At 66.3% G+C, this 19,441-nt stretch carries 18 protein-coding genes; 10 read left to right on the forward strand and 8 right to left on the reverse strand.

What is annotated here, in order from left to right; all coding sequences use genetic code 11:
- The 4 genes from frr to rpsB all read right to left on the reverse strand — a co-directional run bounded on the left by frr (position 1) and on the right by rpsB (position 3,178).
- The gene (gene frr, locus OH686_RS06355; protein WP_043306946.1) at positions 1-558 is read right to left on the reverse strand and encodes a ribosome recycling factor; all 558 of its coding nucleotides are present in this window, start codon (positions 556-558) and stop codon (positions 1-3) included.
- Complete coding sequence (gene pyrH, locus OH686_RS06360) at positions 555-1,298, reverse strand: UMP kinase (protein WP_192396766.1); 744 nt, start codon at positions 1,296-1,298, stop codon at positions 555-557. Before pyrH ends, frr begins: the two co-directional genes overlap by 4 nt.
- A gap of 152 nt (positions 1,299-1,450) precedes the next feature.
- Positions 1,451-2,314 carry a translation elongation factor Ts gene (gene tsf, locus OH686_RS06365; protein ID WP_289536929.1) on the reverse strand — a complete coding sequence of 288 codons (864 nt, stop codon included), beginning with the start codon at positions 2,312-2,314 and terminating at the stop codon, positions 1,451-1,453.
- A gap of 123 nt (positions 2,315-2,437) precedes the next feature.
- Entirely contained in the window at positions 2,438-3,178 is a 741-nt protein-coding gene (gene rpsB, locus OH686_RS06370; protein ID WP_289536930.1) for a 30S ribosomal protein S2, read from the reverse strand.
- A 261-nt stretch (positions 3,179-3,439) separates the two neighbouring features.
- On the opposite strand from rpsB, the gene map reads away from it, so the two are divergent.
- From map to OH686_RS06405, 7 genes are all read left to right on the forward strand, one after another.
- Positions 3,440-4,240: a type I methionyl aminopeptidase gene (gene map, locus OH686_RS06375; RefSeq protein ID WP_289536931.1), complete on the forward strand. Its 801-nt coding sequence runs from the start codon at positions 3,440-3,442 to the stop codon at positions 4,238-4,240.
- 31 nt (positions 4,241-4,271) lie between these two features.
- Entirely contained in the window at positions 4,272-6,974 is a 2,703-nt protein-coding gene (locus tag OH686_RS06380; protein WP_289536932.1) for a [protein-PII] uridylyltransferase, read from the forward strand.
- A gap of 49 nt (positions 6,975-7,023) precedes the next feature.
- Entirely contained in the window at positions 7,024-8,217 is a 1,194-nt protein-coding gene (gene dapC / locus OH686_RS06385) for a succinyldiaminopimelate transaminase (protein ID WP_289536933.1), read from the forward strand.
- 196 nt (positions 8,218-8,413) lie between these two features.
- On the forward strand, positions 8,414-8,761 hold the full coding sequence (locus OH686_RS06390) for an ArsC family reductase (RefSeq protein ID WP_289536935.1): 348 nt from the start codon (positions 8,414-8,416) through the stop codon (positions 8,759-8,761).
- A 50-nt stretch (positions 8,762-8,811) separates the two neighbouring features.
- Entirely contained in the window at positions 8,812-9,846 is a 1,035-nt protein-coding gene (gene dapD / locus OH686_RS06395; protein ID WP_289536937.1) for a 2,3,4,5-tetrahydropyridine-2,6-dicarboxylate N-succinyltransferase, read from the forward strand.
- Between the two features lie 82 nt (positions 9,847-9,928).
- Positions 9,929-11,134, forward strand: coding sequence for an aminotransferase class V-fold PLP-dependent enzyme (locus OH686_RS06400; RefSeq protein ID WP_289536938.1), 1,206 nt, complete (start codon positions 9,929-9,931; stop codon positions 11,132-11,134).
- Positions 11,131-11,538: a SufE family protein gene (locus tag OH686_RS06405; RefSeq protein WP_289536939.1), complete on the forward strand. Its 408-nt coding sequence runs from the start codon at positions 11,131-11,133 to the stop codon at positions 11,536-11,538. The genes OH686_RS06400 and OH686_RS06405 overlap by 4 nt, the downstream gene beginning before the upstream one ends.
- Here the strand turns inward: OH686_RS06405 and OH686_RS06410 are convergent, their stop codons facing one another.
- On the reverse strand, positions 11,539-12,270 hold the full coding sequence (locus OH686_RS06410; RefSeq protein WP_289536941.1) for a helix-turn-helix domain-containing protein: 732 nt from the start codon (positions 12,268-12,270) through the stop codon (positions 11,539-11,541).
- Between the two features lie 117 nt (positions 12,271-12,387).
- Between OH686_RS06410 and OH686_RS06415 the strand changes: the two genes are divergently transcribed.
- A complete protein-coding gene (locus OH686_RS06415; RefSeq protein ID WP_289536943.1) occupies positions 12,388-13,143 on the forward strand; it encodes a hypothetical protein in 756 nt (251 codons plus the stop codon).
- Here the strand turns inward: OH686_RS06415 and OH686_RS06420 are convergent.
- The 3 genes from OH686_RS06420 to tcdA form a co-directional block, all read right to left on the reverse strand.
- Complete coding sequence (locus tag OH686_RS06420; protein ID WP_289536945.1) at positions 13,140-13,922, reverse strand: substrate-binding periplasmic protein; 783 nt, start codon at positions 13,920-13,922, stop codon at positions 13,140-13,142. The two genes, OH686_RS06415 and OH686_RS06420, sit on opposite strands and share 4 nt — an antisense overlap.
- Positions 13,923-14,052: 130 nt before the next feature.
- Entirely contained in the window at positions 14,053-14,514 is a 462-nt protein-coding gene (locus OH686_RS06425) for a YehS family protein (protein WP_289536947.1), read from the reverse strand.
- A 37-nt stretch (positions 14,515-14,551) separates the two neighbouring features.
- Positions 14,552-15,361 carry a tRNA cyclic N6-threonylcarbamoyladenosine(37) synthase TcdA gene (gene tcdA, locus OH686_RS06430; protein ID WP_289536949.1) on the reverse strand — a complete coding sequence of 270 codons (810 nt, stop codon included), beginning with the start codon at positions 15,359-15,361 and terminating at the stop codon, positions 14,552-14,554.
- Between the two features lie 91 nt (positions 15,362-15,452).
- Between tcdA and OH686_RS06435 the strand changes: the two genes are divergently transcribed.
- Positions 15,453-16,595, forward strand: a complete 1,143-nt coding sequence (locus tag OH686_RS06435) for an iron-containing alcohol dehydrogenase (protein ID WP_289536951.1) — start codon at positions 15,453-15,455, stop codon at positions 16,593-16,595.
- Between the two features lie 167 nt (positions 16,596-16,762).
- The gene (locus OH686_RS06440; RefSeq protein ID WP_289536953.1) at positions 16,763-19,360 is read left to right on the forward strand and encodes a glycosyltransferase; all 2,598 of its coding nucleotides are present in this window, start codon (positions 16,763-16,765) and stop codon (positions 19,358-19,360) included.
- Positions 19,361-19,441 lie beyond the last annotated feature (81 nt).

Raw genomic sequence — 19,441 nt, forward strand, 5'->3', positions numbered from 1 at the left:
TCACACCGCCATCAGGTCGGCTTCTTTGGCTTCCAGGGCCTTGTCGACTTCTGCAACGAACTTGTCGGTGAGCTTCTGCACTTCGTCGGCGGCGCGGCGCTCTTCGTCTTCGCTGATCTCCTTGTCCTTGGACAGCTTCTTCAGCTCGGCCAGAGCATCACGGCGCACGTTGCGCACGGCGACCTTGGCATCTTCGGCAACGCCGCGCGCCTGTTTGGTGTAGCCCTTGCGGGTCTCCTCGGTCAGGGCAGGCATCGGCACACGAATGGTGGCGCCGGCGCTGCTCGGGTTCAGGCCGAGGTCGGAGGTCATGATGGCCTTCTCGATCGCCGCACTGAGGGTCTTGTCGTGAGCGACGATCTTCAGGGTACGAGCATCTTCCACGGTGATCGCAGCAACCTGGTTCAGCGGCATGTCGCTGCCGTAGGCCGGGACCTTGACGCTATCCAGAATGCTCGGATGCGCACGACCGGTACGAATGGAGGCCAGGTTGCGCCCCAGCGACTCCAGGGATTTGACCATGCGCTCTTGGGCGTCTTTCTTGATCTCGTTGATCATTGTGCATCCTCCTCGATCAGGGTTCCTTCGGCGCCGCCCACCACGATGTTCAGCAGGGCGCCAGGCTTGTTCATATTGAAGACCCGCAGCGGCATCTTGTGATCGCGCACCAGGCAGATGGCCGTCAGGTCCATCACGCCGAGCTTGCGGTCGAGCACCTCGTCGTAGGTCAGGCGTTCGAACTTCTCGGCATTGGGGTCCTTGAAAGGATCGGCAGTGTACACGCCATCGACCTTGGTGGCTTTCAGCACCAGGTCGGCATCGATCTCGATGGCACGCAGGCAGGCCGCCGAGTCGGTGGTGAAGAAGGGATTGCCGGTGCCGGCGGCGAAGATCACCACTTCACCGGTGCCCAGGTGGCGCATGGCCTTGCGGCGATCGTAGTGATCGGTCACGCCGACCATGGAGATGGCCGACATCACCAGTGCCGGGATATTCGAGCGCTCCAGGGCATCGCGCATGGCCAGGGCGTTCATCACGGTGGCCAGCATGCCCATGTGGTCGCCGGTGACCCGATCCATGCCGGCGGCAGACAAGGCCGCGCCGCGGAACAGGTTGCCACCACCGATCACCAGACCGACCTGCACGCCGATGCCGACCAGCTGGCCGACTTCCAGCGCCATGCGGTCCAGCACCTTGGGATCGATACCGAACTCTTCCGAACCCATCAGGGCTTCGCCGCTTAGTTTGAGCAGAATGCGTTTATAGCGAGGTTGACGACCACTCACCTGCTGAGCCATTGCGAGTCTCTCCTGCGGCGTTGTTTGGCTACTTATCTTACCCGGCAGTCAGACTGCTGCCCGGTGAATTCGTGCGGGATGCCCCCGCGCTTTGCAAAAGAGGCTGCACGCGTGAGCGGGCAGCCTCTTCTGTTCAACAGTGCGAAACCGTCTTACTGCTTGGCAGCGGCTACCTGAGCAGCAACTTCGGCAGCGAAGTCAGCCTCGACCTTCTCGATGCCCTCACCCACTTCGAAGCGGGTGAAGGAAACAATTTCGGCGCCGGCCTTCTTGACCAGGTCACCGACCTTGACTTCCGGATCCATGACGAAGGCCTGCTCGACCAGGCTGGCTTCGGCCAGGAACTTGGCGATACGACCCTTGACCATGTTCTCGACGATGTTTTCCGGCTTGCCGGCGATCTTCTCGGCGTTCAGCTGCAGGAAGATTTCCTTTTCCTTGGCGATCAGCTCTTCGGAAACATCCGACGGGCTCAGAACGGCAGGGTTGGAAGCAGCGACGTGCATGGCAACGTGCTTGGCCAGCTCTTCGTTGCCGCCTTTCAGGACAACCAGAACACCGATACGGTGGCCGTGCAGGTAGGAACCCACGACGTCGCCTTCAACAGCGGCCAGACGACGGATATTGACGTTCTCGCCGCACTTGGCAACCAGGGCCTCACGGGCGGATTCGCGGGAAGCGATCAGCGGAGCGGCTTCAGTCAGCTTCTGGGCGAACGCTTCGTCCAGGCTTTCTTTGACGAAGGCCTTGAAGTCATCCTGCAGGGCCAGGAAGTCGGTCTGCGAGTTGACTTCGATCAGCAGGCCACGGCCACCTTCGACGCGAGCGGCGATGGAGCCTTCGGCAGCGACGTTACCAGCCTTCTTGGCGGCCTTGATGGCACCGGAAGCGCGCATGTCGTCGATGGCCTTCTCGATGTCGCCACCGGCGGCAACCAGAGCCTTCTTGCACTCCATCATGCCTTGGCCAGTACGCTCGCGCAGTTCTTTAACCAGGGCTGCAGTGATTTCTGCCATGTTCCTAATCCTCTTGAAGTGGTGTTTCAACCATTCAACCCGGCCACGCCGGGCACAAAATTCGTAAGTGGCAAAAAGGGGGCCTAGCCCCCTTCTCGCGCAACGGGATGCTTTATCCCGTTATCAGCCTTCGCTGGCCTCGGAGGCAGCTTCTTCGACGAACTCGTCGGTGCCGCCAGCGGAGTTGCCACGACCACGGATCACGGCGTCGGCCATGGCACCCATGTACAGCTGGATGGCGCGGATGGCGTCGTCGTTACCCGGGATGATGTAGTCAACGCCTTCCGGGCTGCTGTTGGTATCGACGATGCCGATGACCGGAATGCCCAGCTTGTTGGCTTCGGTGATGGCGATGCGCTCGTGGTCGACGTCGATCACGAACAGCGCGTCCGGCAGACCGCCCATGTCCTTGATGCCGCCCAGGCTGCGATCCAGTTTTTCCAGGTCGCGGGTGCGCATCAGGGCTTCTTTCTTGGTCAGCTTGGCGAAGGTGCCGTCCTGGGACTGGGTTTCCAGCTCGCGCAGGCGCTTGATCGAAGCACGGATGGTCTTGAAGTTGGTCAGCATGCCGCCGAGCCAGCGGTGATCGACGTACGGGGAACCGCAACGTGCGGCTTCTTCAGCGACGATCTTGCCAGCGGAACGCTTGGTGCCGACGAACAGAATCTTGTTTTTACCCGAAGCCAGCTTCTCGACGAACGACAGAGCGTCGTTGAACATCGGCAGGGTCTTTTCGAGGTTGATGATGTGGATCTTGTTACGCGCGCCGAAAATGAACTTGCCCATTTTCGGGTTCCAGTAACGGGTCTGGTGGCCGAAGTGCACACCGGCCTTCAGCATATCGCGCATGTTGACTTGGGACATGATAGTTCCTTGATAAGTCGGGTTAGGCCTCCACGCATCCCAATCTCCAACCCTTGCGGGCACCCAGGAAATCGTGTCGATACGTGTGCGGGTTAGTGCTTTACGAGCCCACTGGCCGTAAAGCGGCGCGTTTTATACCACACAAAGCCCGGACAGGCTAGCCAAACCCCACTTTAGCGCCATGCCGCCGCCGGGCGGCTTTCTGCTAGAATCGCCGTCTTCCCCGATTTACCTAGCGCCGCCGGCGCCGAGAGAGACCGCATGACCGTCACCATCAAGACTCCTGCCGAAATCGAAAAGATGCGAGTGGCCGGCCGCCTGGCCGCCGAAGTGCTGGAGATGATCGGCGAACACGTCAAACCCGGCGTAACCACCGAGGAAATCGACCGCATCTGCCACGACTATATCGTCAACGTGCAGAAGGCCATTCCCGCCCCGCTCAACTACGGCGCCGCACCGGGCCGCCCGGGCTTCCCCAAGTCGGTCTGCACCTCGATCAACCACGTGGTCTGCCACGGCATCCCCAACGACAAACCGCTCAAGGATGGCGACGTGCTGAACATAGACGTCACCGTGATCAAGGACGGCTACCACGGCGACACCAGCAAGATGTTCATGGTCGGCAAGGTGCCGGAGTGGGCCCAGCGCCTGGCGCAGGTCACCCAGGAATGCATGTACAAGGGCATTCAGCTGGTCAAGCCGGGCGCACGCCTGGGCGACATCGGCGAAGTGATCCAGAAGCATGCCGAGAAGCAGGGCTTCTCCGTGGTGCGTGAGTACTGCGGCCACGGCATCGGCGCGGTGTTCCACGAGGAGCCGCAGGTTCTGCACTACGGCCGCGCCGGCACCGGCATGGAGTTGCAGGAAGGCATGACCTTCACCATCGAGCCGATGATCAACCAGGGCCGCCCGGAAACCCGCCTGCTCGGCGATGGCTGGACCGCCATCACCAAGGATCGCAAGCTCTCTGCCCAGTGGGAGCACACCGTGCTGGTCACCGCCGACGGCTACGAGATCCTCACCCTGCGCAGCGACGACACCCTGCCGCGCACCTCGGCCTGAGCCCATCCATATAGATAGAAGGTAGGCACGCATGCCGCAGATGGACCCGGAGTTGTTTGACCGCGGCCAGTTCCAGGCGGAACTGGCGCTCAAGTCCAGTCCCATCGCGGCCTTCAAGAAGGCCATCAAGCAGGCGCGCGAGGTGCTCGACGGGCGCTTTCGCGAGGGCCGCGACATTCGGCGCCTGGTCGAGGACCGCGCCTGGTTCGTCGACCAGATCCTCCAGGAGGCCTGGAAGCGCTTCGCCTGGAGCGAGGACGCCGACATCGCCCTGCTGGCCGTCGGCGGCTACGGCCGCGGCGAGCTGCACCCCAACTCCGACATCGACCTGCTGATCCTGCTCGACAGCGCCGACCACGAGATCTTCCGCGACGCCATCGAGGGCTTCCTCACTCTGCTCTGGGACATCGGCCTAGAAGTCGGCCAGAGTGTGCGCAGCGTCGACGAATGCGCCGAGGAGGCCCGCGCCGACCTGACGGTAGTCACCAACCTGATGGAAAGCCGCACCATCGCCGGCCCCGAGCGCCTGCGCCAGCGCATGCAGCAGGTCACCAACACCGAGCAGATGTGGCCGAGCAAGCACTTCTTCCTGGCCAAGCGCAAGGAAGCCAAGGCGCGCCACGCCAAGTACAACGACACCGAATACAACCTCGAACCCAATGTGAAGGGCTCGCCCGGCGGCCTGCGCGATATCCAGACCATCCTCTGGGTCGCCCGCCGCCAGTTCGGCAGCCTGAATCTGCACTCCCTGGTGCAAGAGGGCTTCCTGGTCGACAGCGAGTACAGCATGCTGGCCTCCGCCCAGGAGTTCCTGTGGAAGGTTCGCTACGCCCTGCACATGCTGGCCGGCCGCGCCGAGGACCGCCTGCTGTTCGACCACCAGCGCAAGATCGCCGCCCTGCTCGGCTTCGAGGACGGCGACGGCCGGCTTGCCGTCGAGCGCTTCATGCAGAAGTACTACCGGGTGGTGATGGGCGTTGCCGAGCTGTCCGAGCTGATCAACCAGCACTTCGAGGATGTGCTGCTGCGCGAGGGCGAACGCGGTCAGGCGCAGCCGCTGAACAGCCGCTTCCAGGTGCGCGATGGCTATATCGAGGTGACCAGTCCCGGCGTGTTCAGGCGCACCCCGTTCGCCATCCTCGAAGTCTTCGTGCTGATGGCCCAGCACCCCGAGATCAAGGGCGTGCGCGCCGACACCATCCGCCTGCTGCGCGACAGCCGTGGCCTGATCGACGACGAATTCCGTCGCGACATCCGCAACACCAGCCTGTTCATCGAGCTGTTCAAGTCGCCCCAGGGCATCCACCGCAACCTGCGGCGAATGAACCGCTACGGCATCCTCGGCCGCTACCTGCCGGAGTTCGGCCACATAGTCGGGCAGATGCAGCACGACCTGTTCCACATCTATACCGTGGACGCCCACACCCTCAACCTGATCAAGCACCTGCGCAAGCTGAAGTGGCCGGAGCTGTCGGAGAAGTTCCCGCTGGCCAGCAAGGTCATCGACAAGCTGCCCAAGCCCGAGCTGATCTACCTCGCCGGCCTCTACCACGACATCGGCAAGGGCCGCGGTGGCGATCACTCCGAGCTCGGCGCGGTGGACGCCGAGGCCTTCTGCGCCCGCCATCAGCTGCCGCTGTGGGATAGCCGCCTGATCGTCTGGCTGGTGCAGAACCACCTGGTGATGTCGACCACCGCCCAGCGCAAGGACTTGTCCGACCCGCAGGTGATCTTCGACTTCGCCCAGCTGGTCGGCGATCAGACCCGCCTGGACTACCTCTACGTGCTGACCGTGGCCGATATCAACGCCACCAACCCCAGCCTGTGGAACTCCTGGCGCGCCAGCCTGCTGCGCCAGCTCTATACCGAGACCAAGCGCGCCCTGCGCCGCGGTCTGGAGAACCCGCTGGATCGCGAGGAGCAGATTCGCCAGACCCAGACCTCGGCCATCGACATCCTGGTGCGCAACGGCACCGACCAGGACGACGCCGAGCAGCTGTGGAGCCAGCTCGGCGACGACTATTTCCTGCGCCACGCCGCGGCCGACGTGGCCTGGCACACCGAGGCCATCCTCCAGCACCCGGCCGGCAAGAACCCCCTGGTGCTGATCAAGGAAACCGCCCAGCGCGAGTTCGAGGGCGCCACCCAGATCTTCATCTACGCCCCGGACCAACACGACTTCTTCGCCGTGACCGTGGCTGCCATGGACCAGCTCAACCTGAACATCCATGACGCCCGGGTGATCACCTCCACCAGCCAGTTCACCCTCGACACCTACATCGTCCTGGACGCCGACGGCGGCCGTATCGGCGAGAACCCGGCGCGCATCAAGGAGATCCGCGACGGCCTGGTGGAAGCGCTGAAGAACCCGGACGACTACCCGAACATCATCCAGCGGCGGGTGCCGCGCCAGCTCAAGCACTTCGCCTTCGCGCCGCAGGTGACCATCCACAACGACGCCCAGCGCCCGGTCACCGTGCTGGAGATCACCGCGCCAGACCGCCCCGGCCTGCTGGCGCGGATCGGCAAGATCTTCCTCGACTTCGATCTGTCGCTGCAGAACGCCAAGATCGCCACCCTCGGCGAGCGCGTGGAAGACGTGTTCTTCATCACCGACGCGCACAACCAGCCGCTGTCCGACCCGGAGCTGTGCGCGCGCCTGCAGGACGCCATCGTCCAGCAGCTGTCGCAGGCCAACGGCGAGACCGTCAACCTCGGCTCGATCAGTATCTGAACCGGGCCCCGGCAACAGCCGGCGGCCCGCCCCGCAAGAAAGAGACGCTATGAACCACGCACTGACCCAGCTGCAGCCTTACCCCTTCGAGAAGCTGCGCGCCCTGCTCGCCGGCGCCACCCCGCCGGCGGACAAGCGCCCGATCGCCCTGTCCATCGGCGAGCCCAAGCACAAGTCGCCGGACTTCGTGGCCAAGGCCCTGGCGGACAATCTCGACCAGCTGGCCGTGTACCCCACCACCCTGGGCATCCCGGCGCTGCGCGAAGCCATCGCCGCCTGGTGCGAGCGCCGCTTCGGCGTACCAAACGGCTGGCTGGATGCCACCCGCCACGTGCTGCCGGTCAATGGCACCCGCGAGGCGCTGTTCGCCTTTACCCAGACCGTGGTGCAGCGTGACGTGGGCGGCCTGGTGGTCAGCCCCAACCCCTTCTATCAGATCTACGAGGGTGCGGCCCTGCTGGCCGGCGCCGAGCCGCACTACCTGCCGTGCCTGGAAGACAACGGCTTCAACCCGGACTTCGACGCCGTGCCTGCTGAGATCTGGCAGCGCTGCCAGATCCTCTTCCTCTGCTCGCCGGGCAACCCCACCGGCGCCCTGGTGCCGATGGAGCAACTGAAGAAGCTGATCGCCCTGGCCGATGAGCACGACTTCGTGATCGCCGCCGACGAGTGCTACAGCGAGCTGTACTTCGATGAAGAGAATCCGCCGCCCGGCCTGCTGACCGCCTGCGCCGAGCTGGGCCGCAGCGACTTCAAGCGCTGTGTGGTGTTCCACAGCCTGTCCAAGCGCTCCAACCTGCCGGGCCTGCGCTCCGGCTTCGTCGCCGGCGATGCCGACATCCTCAAGGCCTTCCTGCTGTATCGCACCTACCACGGCTGCGCCATGCCGATTCAGACCCAGCTGGCCAGCGTCGCCGCCTGGCAGGACGAGGCCCACGTGCGCGCCAACCGCGACCAGTACCGCGCCAAGTACGACGCCGTGCTGGAGATCCTGCAGCCGGTGCTGGACGTACAGCGCCCGGACGGCAGCTTCTACCTGTGGGCCAAGACCCCGGGCGACGACGCCACCTTCACCCGCGAGCTGTTCGCCCGCGAGCACGTAACCGTGGTGCCCGGCTCCTACCTGTCGCGTGAAGTGAATGGCGAGAATCCGGGCGCCGGGCGCGTGCGCCTGGCCCTGGTCGCGCCGCTGGCCGAATGCATCGAAGCCGCCGAACGCATTCGCCGCTTCGTGCAGGGCTGATGGCAGGAAAAAAGAAGCCCGGCACGAGGGCCGGGCAGTAGGAGCGTCACGCTCACCCTGCCCGGCCACGCGTGAAAGGATCGTGAAACGATCTTCCGGCAGCATGCCGGGCTGTCGCTGGTCCGACATGGCATAATCGCCACCCCGATTTACGCGAAGCAAGCGCAGTGGGCCGACAGCCCCGCGAGGAACCCCGATGTCCTACACCCTCTACGGCATAAAAGCGTGCGACACCATGAAGAAGGCCCGCACCTGGCTCGACGAGCAGGGCGTGAGCTATGCCTTCCACGACTACAAGACTTCCGCCATCGACCGCGCCAACCTGCAGAAGTGGTGCACCGAACATGGCTGGGAAACCGTGCTGAACCGTGCCGGCACCACCTTCCGCAAGCTGGACGACGCGCAGAAGGCCGACCTGAACCAGGACAAGGCCATCGAACTGATGCTGGCCCAGCCGTCGATGATCAAGCGTCCGGTACTGGACCTAGGCGGCAAGACCCTGATCGGCTTCAAGCCGGATCTCTACGCCGCAGCACTCAAGTGAACGGGCGCACCGCCTGATTTCCACCTATTTCGATTTACGAGGAACACACCATGTCGCAATCCCTGTTCAGCCTGGCCTTCGGCGTCGGCACCCAGAACCGCCAGGGCGCCTGGCTGGAAGTCTTCTACGCCCAGCCGCTGCTGAACCCGGCCGCCGAGCTGGTTGCTGCCGTTGCCGAGAAGCTGGGCTATGCCGGTGGTAACCAGGCCATCGCCATCACCACCAACCAGGCCGGCGAGCTGGCCAACGCGCTCAAGGGCATCGACGCCACCCAGGCCGCCCTGCTCACTCGCCTGGCCGAGAGCCAGCGTCCGCTGGTGGTCACCCTGCTGGCCGAAGACGCCGCGCTGACCTCCACCCCCGAGGCCTATCTCAAGCTGCACCTGCTGTCGCACCGCCTGGCCAAGCCTCACGGCCTGAACCTGACCGGCATCTTCCCGCTGCTGCCGAATGTTGCCTGGACCAGCCAGGGCGCCGTCGACCTGGGCGAACTAGCCGAGCGCCAGCTGGAAGCCCGCCTGAAGGGCGAGCTGCTGGAAGTGTTCTCGGTGGACAAGTTCCCCAAGATGACCGACTACGTGGTGCCGGCCGGCGTGCGTATCGCCGACAGCGCCCGCGTGCGCCTGGGTGCCTACATCGGTGAAGGCACCACCGTGATGCACGAAGGCTTCGTCAACTTCAACGCCGGTACCGCCGGTCCGGGCATGATCGAAGGCCGCGTTTCCGCCGGCGTGTTCGTCGGCAAGGGCTCGGACCTGGGCGGCGGCTGCTCGACCATGGGTACCCTGTCCGGCGGCGGCAACATCGTCATCAGCGTCGGCGAAGGCTGCCTGATCGGCGCCAATGCCGGCATCGGCATCCCACTGGGCGACCGCAACACCGTGGAGTCCGGCCTGTACATCACCGCCGGCACCAAGGTGGCCCTGCTCGACGAGCAGAACAACCTGGTCAAGGTACTCAAGGCCCGCGACCTGGCCGGCCAGCCGGACCTGCTGTTCCGCCGCAACTCGCAGACCGGCGCGGTGGAATGCAAGACCAACAAGACCGCGATCGAACTGAACGAGGCGCTGCACGCGCACAACTAAGCGCAGCGCAGTTGCCACAGGCCGGGCCCATGCCCGGCCTGTCTATTTATACTCAGCACATATCCCAGCAGTGCCGAAGCCCATGTCCCTCACCTCTCCCTGGCGCGCCGACTTCCCCGGCATCCTGGCCCTCGACGCCGAAGGCCAGACCTACCTGGACAGCGCCGCCACCGCGCAGAAGCCCCAGGTCATGCTGGACAGCCTGTTCGGCTACCTGGCCAGCGGTGCGGCCAACGTGCACCGCGCCCAGCACCTACCCGGCGAGCGCGCCACCCGCGCCTTCGAGGCGACCCGGGACAAGGCCGCGGCCTGGCTGAACGCCGCCAGCCGCGAGGAGATCGTCTTCACCCGTGGCACCAGCGAATCCCTGAATCTGCTGGCCTACGGCCTGGAGCACCTGTTCCAGCCCGGCGAGCAGATAGTCGTCAGCGCCCTCGAGCACCACGCCAACCTGCTGCCCTGGCAGCAGCTGGCACTGCGCCGCGGCCTGGAGCTGGTAGTCCTGCCGCTGGACGCCAGTGGCAGCGTCGACCTGCAGCAGGCGGCCAGGCTGATCGGCCCGCGCACCCGCCTGCTGGCGGTGTCGCAGCTTTCCAACGTGCTCGGTCGCTGGCAGCCGGTGCATGAGCTGATCGCCCTGGCCCGCACCCAAGGCGCGCTGACAGTGATCGACGGCGCCCAGGGCGCGGTGCACGGCCGCCACGATATCCAGGCACTGGGCTACGACTTCTATGTCTGCTCCAGTCACAAGCTGTACGGCCCGGATGGCGTCGGCCTGCTGCATGGCCGCCGCGAGGCGCTCGAACAGCTGCGCCACTGGCAGTTCGGCGGCGAGATGGTGCTGCAGGCCGACTACCGGGAATCGCGCTTCCGCCCTGCCCCCCTGGGCTTCGAGGCCGGCACGCCGCCGATCTCCGGCGTCATCGCCCTGGGTGCGACGCTGGACTACCTGAGCGGCCTGGACGCTGCCACCGTGGCCGGCCACGAGGCCGCGCTGCACGCCAAGCTGCTCGCCGGCCTGGCCGTGCGCGACGACGTGCACCTGCTCGGCGAACCACAGCTGGCCCTGGCCAGCTTCACCGTGGACGGCGTGCACAGTGCCGACCTGGCCCATCTGCTGACCGACCAGGGCATCGCCGTGCGCACCGGCCATCACTGCGCCATGCCGCTGCTCAAGCAGCTGGGTCTGTCCGGCGCGATCCGCGTCTCCCTCGGCCTGTACAACGACGGCGCCGACCTGGAGCGCTTCTTCGCCGCCCTGGACAAGGCCCTGGAGCTGCTGCGATGAACCTGCCGGCCGCCGCCCAGGAGGCGCTGGATGCCTTCGCCGCCTGCCTCGGCTGGGAGCAGCGGGCGCGTCTGCTGATGCAATGGGGCGAACGCCTGCAGCCACTGAGCGAGGACGAACGCAGCGAGGCCAATCGGGTCAGCGGCTGCGAGAGCCAGGTCTGGCTGGTCGGCGCGCGCAGCGGCGAGGTCTGGCAGTTCCGCGCCGCCAGCGATGCGCGCCTGATCCGCGGCCTGCTGGCTGTGCTGCTGGCCCGGGTCGACGGCCTGGAGGGCGTCGAACTGCAACAATTGGATCTACCTGACTGGTTCAACCAGCTGGGCCTGGCCCGTCAGCTCTCCCCCTCGCGCAGCAACGGCCTGAACGCCGTGCTGCAACGCATGCGCGAACTGGCGGCGGGCTGATCAGCGCCGCATCGCCTCGAACAGGGCGAACTCCCAGCGCCGCATCGCCAGCACCAGGGTGTACCCCTCCCGCTCGGCCTCGGCCAGCTTCTGGTCGGCCAGGTGCTGCTGGGCGAACTCCTGGGCCACCCGCTGCAGGCGCTCGACGAAAGTCGGCGCCAGCGCCCGACTGATGCGCCCGTGCACCAGCAGCAGGCCCTCGTCGCTGCCGGCGAAGTCACCGGCGTAATAGTCCTGCAGCGCCTGCTTGCGGAAGTAGCGCATCACCGGCCCGTCCGGCTGCCAGCGGAAGGTCTTGGCCAGTTTCAGGCGGTAGCGATTCAGCGGCTTCAGCTCGATCACCCCGAGCCGGTCCAGGCGGATCAGCGCACGCACCGCCTCGGCATCGCTCAGGCGATAGGCCGCCACCATCTGCTCGAAGGTCCACTGGCTGAGCACGCAGATGGCCACCAGCAGCAGCTTCTCGTCCCCTACCACGGCCTGCTCCTGCTCCAGGCTCAGGGTCGCGAGCAGCGGCTGGGCGTCCGCCACTTGGCGGGCCAGGTCGGCGAACTCCAGCTGCAGCACCCGGCAGATCGCGTCCACTCGCGACAGTGGCATATCCGCCTTGGCCAGCATGCGCTTGACGTTGGATTCGGACATGCCCAGCTCGCGTGCCAGGTCGGCGTAGGTCAGCTGCTGCGCCTTCAGCTCGCGCTTAATGATGTCGATCAGATCCGTGGTTGCGCCCATGAGTATCGCCCTGATGAACCAGACAGGCAGTTATACGCTACCGAGCACACCGGGAAGAGACTTTCATCGCAAGGAAAACCAGACTGCCGCCACAGCAACGACCTGAAGGAGCAGGCCATGCACAGCATCTCGGCACCACAACGCAGTAACGGCAGCACTACCATCCTCCGCCTGTTCGGCCTCTGTCTGGCGCTCATCGCCGCCTTCGGCCCGGCGGTGCAACAGCCGGCCCTGTACCATGCCTTCGCCGACCAGCGCGCCCTGCTCGGCATCCCCCATGCCCTCGACGTGCTCAGCAACCTGCCGTTCCTGCTGCTCGGCCTGTTCGGCATGAGCCGCCTGCGGCTTGTCGCCGACGCACGCTGGAAAGGCCTGTATCTGCTGCTGTGCCTGGGGCTGCTGCTGACCTTCCTCGGCTCCAGCGCCTACCACCTGGCACCCGCGGACGCCGGCCTGCTCTATGACCGGCTCGGCATGCTGGTGCTGTTCGCCGCCATTCTCGGCCTGGCCGCGGCCGATCGCCTGGGCTTCGGCGCGGCTCGCATGACCGTGCTCGGCGTGGCACTGGGCGGCGCTGCGGCGCTGTGGGCCTGGCACTCCGGAGACAACCTGCTGCCCTGGATAGTGCTGCAGGCCGGCGGCATGCTTTTGCTGGCCACGCTCGCCTGCTGCCGGTCGCGGCGCGATGCCCATGGTTTGCGGCTGGGCCTGTGCGTGGCCTGGTATGCCCTAGCCAAGCTGTGCGAGCTGAACGACGGTGGCCTGTTCCAGCTGAGTGGCGAATGGCTGTCCGGCCACAGCATCAAGCACCTGCTGTCCGGCCTCGCCGTGCTGCCGGTGTTGCTACCGCTGTTCGCCAGCCGTGCGCACTAGGGACGCGGCCGCCAGCTGTCGGCATCGCCGGAGTACAACGCCTCCTGCAGGAGCTTGAGCTCGCCGCGCTCGGCGAAGCGCGCCAGCTCCTGGTTGAAGCTGCGCAGCAGCTCTTCGGCCTCCGGGTCGTCCTTGCGGAACAGCAGGCGCAGCGGCTCGGTGTTGAGGTAGCGCGGGTGGTGGGTGATGCCCTGCTCGCCGGGGAACAGGCGGCGCAGCATGGAATAGCCGACGGCGCGGTCCTGAGGATGCAGGTCGATGCGTTTGAGCTCGAGCAGGCGGAAGGCGGTGTCTTCCTTGCTGTTTTGCTCGATGCGCAGCTGGCCCTTCTGCAGGGCGGCGTCGAACTGCGGCCCGTAGGAATAGCCGAGGGTGGTGCCGATGCGGTAGTTCTTCAGGTCTTCGACGCGGGTCCAGTCGAACGCCAGGTCCTTGCGGTGGAACAGAACCACCTCGCCACGCACCAGCGGCTCGCTGCACACCCCGTAGTCCAGGCGCATGGGGCTGCAGCTGTAGGGCATGATCGCGTCCAGCGCACCCTGCTGCAGCATCAGCACGTTGCGATCCCAGGGATAGAAGACGAACTCCACCCGGTGGCCCGCGGCGGCGAACACGGCCTTGACCAGGCGTGCCAGGGCTCCTGCATCCTCGCGCTGCTGGTCGACGTAGGGCACCCAGTCACCGGTGCCGATCCGTACCACCCGCTCGGCCTTAGCCAGCGGGGCGAGCGCCAGCAGCACGCCGACCAGCAGCCAGCGCAGCAGCGATAGGCGTGACAACCTGTAGCAGGGGCAGACAGACGGCTGAAACACTGGGCACCTCACGACACACGTCCCGCTGCAGGAGTGGCCAGGCCACCCCATACCCAGTAGAGCTTAGCCGAGCCGCACGGACGGGCGGCCCCACCCGTCAGCCGCGCAGGCGCTGGGTCAGGCCCCGCAGGAAGTTGCGTAACAGCTGGTCGCCACAGGCGCGGTAGTTCTTGTGCTCGGGGCTGCGGAACAGGGCGCTGAGCTCGGCCTTGGTCATCGGCAGGTCGGCGGAGCGCAGGATCTCGTGCATGTCGTCGTCACGCAGTTCGAAGGCCACCCGCAGCTTCTTCAGGATGATGTTGTTGGTCAGGCGCTTCTCCACCGGCAGCGGCGGGCGGCTCTCGTCGCGACCGCGCTTGTGCAGCACCAGGCCGGCGAGGAAATGCCCCAGCACCGCATCGGTACAGGGCAGGAAGCCCTCTTCGTCGTCCTTCTTCAGCAGCGGCGCAACGGCCTCCGCCTCCAGCGGGTAATCGGCCAGGCGGCAGATATCGGCCAGCTGGGCGTCGCTGATGTCCAGCAGGTAGCGCAGGCTGCGCAGCACGTCATTGTTGTTCATGGGAACTCTCAGGGGCGCCATGCGGCGCGGAAAAAGGCTAGTCGGGCTTGCCCGCACGCTCGGCCGGGCGCCGTGCGCCGGCCACCAGCTTGTCGATGATGCGCGCCGCCGCAGCCATGCCGAAGCTGGCGGTGACCATCATCACCGCGCCGAAACCACCGGCGCAGTCGAGCTTGACGCCCTCGCCGACGAAGCCCTTGGCCTGGCACACGGTGCCGTCCGGCTTGGGGTAGCGCAGCTGCTCGGTGGAGAACACGCAGGGCACGCTGTAGGTGCGCCCCGGCGTACGGGAGAAGTTGTAGTCGCGGCGCAGGGTGCTGCGCACCTTGGCCGCGAGCGGGTCGTTGAAGGTCTTGTTGAGGTCGGCGACCTGGATCTGCGTCGGGTCGACCTGGCCGCCGGCACCGCCGGTGGTGACGACCTGGATCTTGCGCCGCTTGCACCAGGCGATCAGCGCGGCCTTGGCCGCCACGCTGTCGATGCAGTCGATCACCGCATCGAGTTGCTCGGTGATGTACTGGGCCATCGTCTCGCGGGTGACGAAGTCGGCCACCGCGTGCACCTTGCAGGCCGGGTTGATGGCGAGGATGCGCGCGGCCATCTCGTCGACCTTGGCCTTGCCCACGGCGCCGTCGATGGCGTGGACCTGACGATTGGTGTTGGTGATGCATACGTCGTCCAGGTCGAACAGGGAGATCTCGCCCACCCCTGAGCGGGCCAGGGCCTCGGCCGCCCAGGAACCGACGCCGCCGATGCCGACCACCGCCACATGCGCCGCCGCCAGGCGCTCCAGCCCCTCACGCCCATAGAGCCGGGCTATACCGCCGAAGCGCTGTTCATCTGCCATCTCGTCGCACCCTCAGAATTCGGCCGGCATTATACGACCCTGGCCCGGCGCACGCTTCTATAGTGCAAGGACGCTCCGCAGGAGTTACGCCATGCGCAACTTCAACTACTACAACCCGACGCGCATCCTGTTCGGCGCCGGGCAGATCGCCGGCCTGGCCCAGCAGATCCCCGCCGACAGTCGGGTGCTGGTCACCCACGGCGGCGGCAGCATCCTGCAGAACGGCGTGTGGCAGGAGGTCGAGCAGGCCCTGGCCGGCCACTGGGTCAGCCGTTTCGCCGGGATCGAGGCCAACCCGCAGTACGACACCCTGCTGCGCGCGGTGGAGCAGGCCCGCCACGAGCACTGCGACTTCATCCTCGCCGTCGGTGGCGGCTCGGTGATCGACGGCAGCAAGTTCATCGCCGCCGCCCTCGCCTACCCTGGCGAGCCCTTCGACCTGCTCAGCGGTACGCCGATCCGCCGCGCCCTGCCCCTGGGCTGCGTGCCGACCCTGGCCGCCACCGGCTCGGAGAGCAACCCCCACGGTGTGCTCTGCCACGCCGGCCTGCAGGCGCGCCTGCCGTTCTCCAGCCCCTGCCTGTACCCGCGCTTCGCCGTGCTCGACCCCTGCGCCACCTTCAGCCTGCCACCTCGGCAGATCGGCAACGGTGTGGTCGCCACCTTCGTCCATACCCTGCAGCAGTACCTCACCCTGCCCGGCGACACGCCGCTGCAGGATCGCCAGGCCGAGGGCCTGCTGCTGACCCTGCTGGAGGAAGGGCCCAAGGCCCTGGCCAACCCGCTGGACTACGCCAGCCGGGCCAACCTGATGTGGTGCGCCAGCCAGGCGCGCAGTGGCCTGCTCGGCTGCGGCGCAGCGCAGGACGACGGCCTGGACGTGCTCGGCCGCCAGCTCAGCCTGCTCTACCACCTCGATCACGCGCAGAGCATGGCGCTACTGCTGCCGGCGCTGCTCGGCGAGCGCGAGCCGGTGCACCTGGCCAAGCAGCTGCAGTACGCCGAGCGGGTGTGGGGCCTGCAGGGCGGCTCGGAACAGCGCATCGCCGCCGCCATCATCGCCACCGAGGGCTTCTTCCGCCGCATGGGCGTGGCCACGCGCCTGTCCGCCCACGGCCTGGATGCCGAGGCCGTGGAAGCGGTGCTGACCCAGCTGCAGCGCCGCGATGCCAGCGGCGAGTCCCCGGCGATCGACCTGCCGGCCTGTGAACGCATCCTCCTGCGCGCCCTGTGACGATGCGCGATGGAACTCCACGGCGGCTGCGCCTGCCCAAGCCGGACAGGTGCGCCTGTCGCAGGCCCGGCGGTGCTATACAGGCCAGTGGCTGCGGGGTAGCATGCGCGCCGACCGGCGTCCGCCGGCCCTTTCCCTGTTCCTTTTCGCGGAACCTCTAAGCAGCCATGCCAACGCGCAAACTCGGTATCAATCTGGTGGTCATCGTGGCGGTCGCCGCCCTGTTCACCGGCCTCTGGGCACTCTACAACCGTCCGGTCAGTGCCCCGGACTGGCCGGAGCAGATATCCGGCTTCTCCTTCTCGCCGTTCCGTGTCGGGCAGAGCCCGCAGACCGGCGTCTACCCGAGCGACGCGCAGATCCGCTCCGACCTGGAACTGCTGAGCAAGCACACCGACAGCATCCGCACCTACTCGGTGGACGGCAAGCTGGCGGACATCCCGCGCCTGGCCGAGGAATTCGGCCTGCGCGTGACCCTCGGCGTGTGGATCGGCAACGACCTGGAGCGCAACGAGCGCGAGATCGCCAAGGCCATCGAGCTGGCCAACGAGTCGCGCAGCGTGGTGCGGGTCACCGTGGGCAACGAGGCGTTGTTCCGCCAGGAGATCGAGGTCAAGGACCTGATCGCCTACATCGACCGGGTGCGCGCCGCGGTCAAGGTGCCGGTGAGTACCTCCGAGCAGTGGCACATCTGGCAGGAAAATCCCGAGCTGGCCAAGCACGTCGACCTGATCGCCGCCCACGTGCTGCCTTACTGGGAGTTCGTGCCGATGGAGGACTCCACCGAGTTCGTCCTCGAACGCGCCAAGGACATGAAGCGCCTGTTCCCGAAGAAGCCGCTGCTGCTCTCCGAAGTGGGCTGGCCGAGCAACGGCCGCACCCGTGGCGGCGCCGAGGCCGACCAGGCCGAGCAGGCGGTGTACCTGCGCACCCTGGTCAACGCACTGAACGCCAAGGGCTACAACTACTTCGTCATCGAGGCCTTCGACCAGCCGTGGAAGGCCAGCGAAGAGGGCTCGGTGGGCGCCTACTGGGGCGTGTACAACCTCGACCGCCAGGCCAAGTTCGCCTTCGAGGGCCCGGTGGTGGCCATTCCGCAATGGCGCATGCTGGCCGTGGCCTCGGTGGTGATGGGCCTGCTGGCCCTGGCCCTGATGCTGATCGACGGCTCGGCCCTGCGTCAGCGCGGCCGCACCTTCCTCACCTTCGTCGCCTTCGTCGGCGGCTCCGCCCTGGTGTGGATCGCCTACGACTACAGCCAGCAGTACAGCACCTGGTTCAGCCTGACCGTCGGCGGCCTGCTCGGCATCGGCGCGCTGGGCGTGTTCATCGTCCTGCTCACCGAGGCCCACGAGCTGGCCGAGACTGCCTGGACCAAGACCCGTCGCCGGCCGTTCCTGCCGGTGCTGGCCGACACCGCCTACCGGCCCAAGGTGTCGATCCACGTGCCCTGCTACAACGAACCGCCGGAGATGGTGAAGCAGACCCTGGACGCCCTGGCGGCCCTGGACTACCCGGACTACGAAGTCATCATCATCGACAACAACACCAAGGACCCGAAGGTCTGGGAGCCGGTCGAGGCCTACTGCCAGCAGCTGGGTCCGCGCTTCCGCTTCTTCCACGTGGCGCCCATCGAAGGCTTCAAGGGCGGCGCGCTGAACTACATCCTGCCGCACACCGCGCCGGATGCCGAAGTGATCGCGGTGATCGACTCCGACTACTGCGTCAACAAGAACTGGCTCAAGCACATGGTGCCGCACTTCAGCGATCCGCAGATCGCCGTGGTGCAGTCGCCGCAGGACTACCGCGACGGTGACGAAAGCACCTTCAAGAAGCTCTGCTACGCCGAGTACAAGGGCTTCTTCCACATCGGCATGGTCACCCGCAACGACCGCGACGCGATCATCCAGCACGGCACCATGACCATGATCCGCCGCAGCGTGATGGACGAGCTGAAGTGGGCCGACTGGACCATCTGCGAAGACGCCGAGCTGGGCCTGCGCGTGTTCGAGAAGGGCTACTCGGCGGCCTACGCCCACGAGAGCTTCGGCCGCGGCCTGATGCCGGACACCTTCATCGACTACAAGAAGCAGCGCTTCCGCTGGGCCTACGGCGCCATCCAGATCATGAAGGGCCACGCGCGCAGCCTGTTCCGCGGCGAAGGCTCGGAGCTGACCCGCGGCCAGCGCTACCACTTCATCGCCGGCTGGCTGCCATGGATCGCCGATGGCCTGAACATCTTCTTCACCGTCGGCGCCCTGCTCTGGTCGGCCGCGATGATCATCGTGCCGAACCGGGTCGACCCGCCGCTGATGATCTTCGCCATCCCGCCGCTGGCGCTGTTCTTCTTCAAGTTCGGCAAGATCATGTTCCTCTACCGCAAGGCGGTGGGCGTGGACCTGGCACGCTCGTTCCAGGCCGCCATCGCCGGCCTGGCGCTGTCGCACACCATCGCTAAGGCCGTGCTGTACGGGACCTTCACCAAGACCATCCCGTTCTTCCGCACGCCGAAGATGGCCAGCAACCACGGCATCATGGTGGCCCTGGCGGAAGCCCGCGAAGAGGTGTTCGTCATGCTCCTGCTGTGGGGCGCGGCGATCGGCATCAGCTTCGCCCAGGACATCGGCAATGCCGACGTGAAGTTCTGGGTCGCCACCCTGCTGGTGCAGTCGCTGCCGTACCTGGCGGCGCTGCTGATGGCCCTGCTGTCCTCCCTGCCCAAACCGCAGGAAACGGACGCCGGCGAGCCGGCTGGCGCGGCCTGATAGGGTGACCTGTCTGTCGAAACGGCGGCCTTGAGGCCGCCGTTTTGCTTTAAGATGGCGGCCTTTCTGAATTCCGCTGTT

Origin of the sequence: Pseudomonas sp. SO81 (genome assembly GCF_030374125.1) — a bacterium.
GTDB lineage: Bacteria > Pseudomonadota > Gammaproteobacteria > Pseudomonadales > Pseudomonadaceae > Aquipseudomonas.